Raw genomic sequence first — 4,425 nt, forward strand, 5'->3', positions numbered from 1 at the left:
TGAGTGAGCTTGTCAGCCGCACGTCAGAGCCGTTCTCGTCCAACGACGATGCCACCGAATTCATCACCAGCGATACCTACGGCGAATTCTGATCGCTGCTAGTCCACTTAAGCAGATAAGCAGTACAAACTTTCGAACATGCCACCGACGCTACACCCGACGTCCGACAAGAATCAGATCCGGCGCAACACGATCAGGTTGTCGATGAGCTCGGCCTGCTGACCGTCCGGACCGACGGCTTCCCGCGTCACCGCTTCGACGCGGACTTGATCCCACCGTCCCTCGCCGAGGTCGATGGTGGCGAGCACCTCGTCGACCGTCGGGAAGACGTGGTCCTGCACATGCTGCGGAGCCCACGGCGGCGCCGCACCGTGATCCACGACCACCAACAGCCCTCCCGGCGCCACGGCGCGTGCGGCCGCGGCGAAGATCCGCTCCCGGTCCAGGTGCACCAACGACTGCAGGAACTGCGCCGACACCAGATCGAAGGTGCCCGGCGGGAACGTCTCCGACAGATTCATCTGGACGAGCTGCACCCGCTGCGTCAGTCCGCGCTTTGCCACCTCCGCGGCCGCCCGGCCCAGCGCGGTGTCGGAGATGTCCACCCCGACGACCTGCCAGCCCTGCTCGGCCAGCCACACCGTGTCACCGCCCTCACCGCACCCGAGATCCAATGCCCGGCCCGGTTTTTCGGCGCCGGCGACCTCCGCCAGCCACCGGTTCACCCGACCGCTCCAGATCCGGTCCCGCTCGGCGTACCGGTCCTCCCAGTGTTGTTTGACCTCAGATGTCGTCATCGCTCCTCCAGAAAACTCGCCATCACCGATGCTGCCGCCGCCGACCCGGCCGCGATCGCGGCCGCCACCTGCGGCATCTGTGCGCAGGTGTCCCCCGCTGCGAACACGCCGGGGACCGACGTCCGGTACATTCCGTCCACTTCGACCGCCTCCACCGAAACCGGGCCCGGCGCAGCAAATTTCACGCCCAGTTCGGCGGCAAGTGCGGAGCGCTGGTGCAGCGTCGTGGCGACCAGCAGCCCGCGCCGCGCAAGACTGGTTCCGTCGGTGAAGACCACCGCTTCCAATTCGCCGTCGGCCGAGGACAATTCGGCCACCGTCCGGTCGTCCACCGTCACCCCGGCCTCGGCCAGGCGCGACCGGTGTGCGTCGGCGAGGTCCTTGGTAAGCAGCACGACGTCGTCGCTCCAGGCACGCAGCAGCGTGGCCATGTGCACAGCACGGTCCCCGTCCGCGAGCACCGCGAGCGGACTGTCGCGAACCTCCCAGCCATGGCAGAACGGACAGTGGAACACCGACCGGCCCCACAGCTCGGCCAGTCCGGGGATCGACGGCGACTGGTATCGCATCCCCGTGGCCAGCAACACCCGTCGCGTCTGCACCGTGCTGCCGTCCGCGAGCCCCAGCGTGAATCCGGCGCCGGCCGCCGCGCTCACCACCTCACCGTCGCACACCTGCACGCTCGGATACCGCTTCAGCTCACGGCGCCCCTGCGCATAGAACTCGGCGGGCGGCACGCCGTCGAATCCCAGCAACCCGCCGATTCCGTGCGCGGCGAGATTGCTCTGCGCGCCGGCGTCGACGACGAGGGTGTGCCGCCTCGCCCGGCCGAGCACGAGCGCGGCGCTCAACCCGGCCGCCCCGCCACCGACGATCACGCAGTCCCACATTTCGTCCATGACACGACCTTGCACCGGCGGCGAGCGAATGCCAAGGTGATTTGCCATGGAGGCAAATGATGAGAGCGTCGACGTCCGGGTGCGGCGACGCCTGCGGGATCTGCGCATGCAGCGCCGTATGACGCTCGAGGATGTCGCCACCCGGTCGAACATCGACGTCTCCACGCTGAGCAGGCTGGAGTCCGGCAAACGTCGCCTCGCGCTCGACCATCTGCCCCGGCTCGCGTCCGCGCTGTCGGTCAGCACCGACGAACTGCTGCGTTCCCCCGAGATCGAGGACCCGCGCGTCCGCGGGGCGTCCCACACGCACAACCAGATCACGTTCTGGCCGTTGACCGGGCAGGGTCCCGCGGGCGGGCTGCACGCCTACAAGATCCGGGTCAGCGCCCGCAGGCGCACCCCGCCCGCCGAGCTACCGGTCCATGAAGGCCACGACTGGATGTATGTGCTGTCGGGGCACCTGCGCCTGATGCTGGGCGACCGGGACTTCACGATCAAACCTGGTGAAGCCGTGGAGTTCTCGACGTGGACCCCGCACTGGTTCGGAGTCGTCGACGGCCCGGTGGAGGCCATCGCGCTGTTCGGCCTGCACGGAGAACGCGTGCACATGCACGGCGATCACAGGTAGGCGGTCTGGTTGACCAGTCGCACCGAGGCCGCGCCGTCGGGATAGAACTCCGCGATCGACAGCGACGCCAGATCCAGATGCAGCCGGTAGAGGATCGCCGGCCCGGCATCCAGGGCCATCCGCAGCAGCGTCTTGATCGGTGTCACATGGGACACCACCAGGACCGTCTGGCCCGGGTGCTCGGCGACGAGCCGCCGCTGCGCCCGGGACACCCGCGTCGCGACGGCGTCGAAACTCTCCCCGCCGGGCGGCGGCACGGACGTGTCGCGCAACCAGCGCCGGTGCAACTCGGGGTCGCGTCGGGAGGCCTCGAGGAACGTCAGGCCCTCCCAGGCACCGAAGTCCGTCTCGATCAGGTCCTCGTCGACGTCCACGTCCAGGCCCAGCGCCTTGGCCGCTGCCGTCGCGGTGTCGTGGGCGCGTTGCAGCGGCGAGGAGACGACGACGTCGACGCCGCCCTTCTCGCCGAGATAGCGGGCCGCCGCGTCCGCCTGCCGGGCACCGAGTTCGGTCAGCTCGGGATTGCCACGGCCCGAATAGCGGCGCTCCACCGACAGTTCGGTCTGCCCGTGACGCAACAACAGCAGCCGGGTCGGCGCGCCGGTGGCTCCCGTCCAGCCGGCCGGGTTGGTGACGACTTCCGTTCTGGCGGCCGGGGTTTCCCCGGTCGCCGCCGCGTCCATCGCCTCGTTGGCGAGCCGGTCGGCGTGACTGTTCTGCGCCCGTGGGATCCATGCGTAGCCGACGCGGTCGAACCTGCCCGCGAGGTCACGGGCGCGCTGGTGCAGCGGCGCCAGGTCGGGGTGTTTGACGCGCCAGCGCCCCGACATCTGCTCCACCACGAGCTTGGAGTCCATCAGGACCTCGACCTCGGTGGCACCGGCCTGGGCGGCGGCTTCGAGCCCGGCGATCAGGCCGCGGTATTCGGCCACGTTGTTGGTGGCCGTGCCGATCGGTGCTCCGACCTCGGCGAGCACCGCGGCGCGGTCCGCCGACCGCACCACCGCGCCGTAACCCGCGGGCCCCGGGTTGCCGCGCGACCCGCCGTCGGCCTCGACGATCACTCTCATGTACGAGATGCCTTGACGCGCAACAGAATCGCCGAGCACTCCGGGCAGCGCAGCACCTCGTCCTCGGGAGCCGCGGCGATCCGCGCGGACTCTCCCTGGTCGATCTCGATGCGGCACGCTCCGCACCGGCGGCCCTGCAGCACACCTGCGCCCACGCCGCTGCGCGCACGCTGGCGTTCGTAGAGCGTGACGAGTTCGTCGTCGATCGCCGCGACCAGTTCGGTACGCCGGGCCACCGACTGCTCCCTGGCCTGCGTCAGCTCGGTCCGGGCGAGGTCGCATGCGCGTTGCGCGTCGTCGAGCGCGGACTGCAGCTCGGCGACCGTGGCGTGCGCCCGGGACTGATCGGCGGCGAGATCCTCACGCCGCTGCATGACCTCCAGCTGGGAGTCCTCCAGGCTGGCCTGGCGCCGCTGAAGTGTCTCGAGTTCGTGCTGCAGATCGGCGAGCTGCTTGGGCTCGACGGTGCCACCCTCCAGCAGCGCCCGGTCGCGGTCCTCGCGCTGCCGCACGCCGTCGATCTCGGTGTCCAGCTTCGCGATCTGGGCGTCGATGTCGGCCAGCGCGATCTGCAGTGCCGCCAGCCGGTCGCCGGCTTCCCGGTGGGCGGCCTGGGCCTCCTCCACCGTCTTCTGCTCGGGCAGGTTCTTGGCCCGGTGCTCGAGGCGGCTGAGCCCGGCGTCGAGCTCAGCCAGCTCGGCGAGCAACTGTTGTTGTGCCACTGAGGCTTTCACGTCAACATCCCTCGACATTCCATGGATCGGTGCGCACGTCGGACACCGTGACCGGCAACGACGGGCCGAAGTGGTTGCGCAGCAACGCCGCGGCTTGATTGCACCACGGGAACTCGGTGGCCCAGTGCGCGGCGTCGATCAGCGCGACGTCCGAGGCGCGACGGTGTTCGTCGGCCGGGTGGTGGCGCAGATCGGCGGTGACATAGGCCTGCACCCCGGCTGCCGCCACCTCCGCCAGCAGCGAGTCCCCGGCGCCACCGCAGACCGCGACGCGGGACACCATCGCGTCGGGATCGC

The 4,425-nt window shown here is 69.9% G+C and carries 6 protein-coding genes; 1 reads left to right on the plus strand and 5 read right to left on the minus strand.

The features are described 5' to 3' along the window. Nucleotides 1–173: 173 nt before the first annotated feature. Nucleotides 174–797, minus strand: a complete 624-nt coding sequence (locus ASJ79_RS19400; RefSeq protein ID WP_067958658.1) for a bifunctional 2-polyprenyl-6-hydroxyphenol methylase/3-demethylubiquinol 3-O-methyltransferase UbiG — start codon at nt 795–797, stop codon at nt 174–176. Further along, nucleotides 794–1,696, minus strand: a complete 903-nt coding sequence (locus ASJ79_RS19405; RefSeq protein WP_067958660.1) for an NAD(P)/FAD-dependent oxidoreductase — start codon at nt 1,694–1,696, stop codon at nt 794–796. Before ASJ79_RS19405 ends, ASJ79_RS19400 begins: the two co-directional genes overlap by 4 nt. A gap of 46 nt (nt 1,697–1,742) precedes the next feature. On the opposite strand from ASJ79_RS19405, the gene ASJ79_RS19410 reads away from it, so the two are divergent. Next, nucleotides 1,743–2,324: a helix-turn-helix domain-containing protein gene (locus ASJ79_RS19410; protein WP_067958662.1), complete on the plus strand. Its 582-nt coding sequence runs from the start codon at nt 1,743–1,745 to the stop codon at nt 2,322–2,324. Here the strand turns inward: ASJ79_RS19410 and ASJ79_RS19415 are convergent. The 3 genes from ASJ79_RS19415 to ASJ79_RS19425 all read right to left on the minus strand — a co-directional run. Then, nucleotides 2,315–3,394: a bifunctional RNase H/acid phosphatase gene (locus ASJ79_RS19415; protein ID WP_067958665.1), complete on the minus strand. Its 1,080-nt coding sequence runs from the start codon at nt 3,392–3,394 to the stop codon at nt 2,315–2,317. The two genes, ASJ79_RS19410 and ASJ79_RS19415, sit on opposite strands and share 10 nt — an antisense overlap. Beyond that, nucleotides 3,391–4,128, minus strand: coding sequence for a zinc ribbon domain-containing protein (locus ASJ79_RS19420; RefSeq protein ID WP_067958668.1), 738 nt, complete (start codon nt 4,126–4,128; stop codon nt 3,391–3,393). Before ASJ79_RS19420 ends, ASJ79_RS19415 begins: the two co-directional genes overlap by 4 nt. A 1-nt stretch (nt 4,129) precedes the next feature. After that, a partial coding sequence (locus ASJ79_RS19425; protein WP_197420286.1) for a Nif3-like dinuclear metal center hexameric protein occupies nt 4,130–4,425 on the minus strand: 296 nt, incomplete at its 5' end.

It is taken from the genome of Mycobacterium sp. NAZ190054 (assembly GCF_001545925.1).
In the GTDB taxonomy this organism is placed as follows: Bacteria; Actinomycetota; Actinomycetes; order Mycobacteriales; family Mycobacteriaceae; genus Mycobacterium.

Bases quoted from the DNA above. Each gene is read 5' to 3' on its own strand.
- ASJ79_RS19405 (WP_067958660.1), bottom strand. From the start codon at position 1,696: ATGGACGAAATGTGGGACTGCGTGATCGTCGGTGGCGGGGCGGCCGGG.
- ASJ79_RS19415 (WP_067958665.1), bottom strand. From the start codon at position 3,394: ATGAGAGTGATCGTCGAGGCCGACGGCGGGTCGCGCGGCAACCCGGGG.
- ASJ79_RS19410 (WP_067958662.1), top strand. From the start codon at position 1,743: ATGGAGGCAAATGATGAGAGCGTCGACGTCCGGGTGCGGCGACGCCTG.
- ASJ79_RS19400 (WP_067958658.1), bottom strand. From the start codon at position 797: ATGACGACATCTGAGGTCAAACAACACTGGGAGGACCGGTACGCCGAG.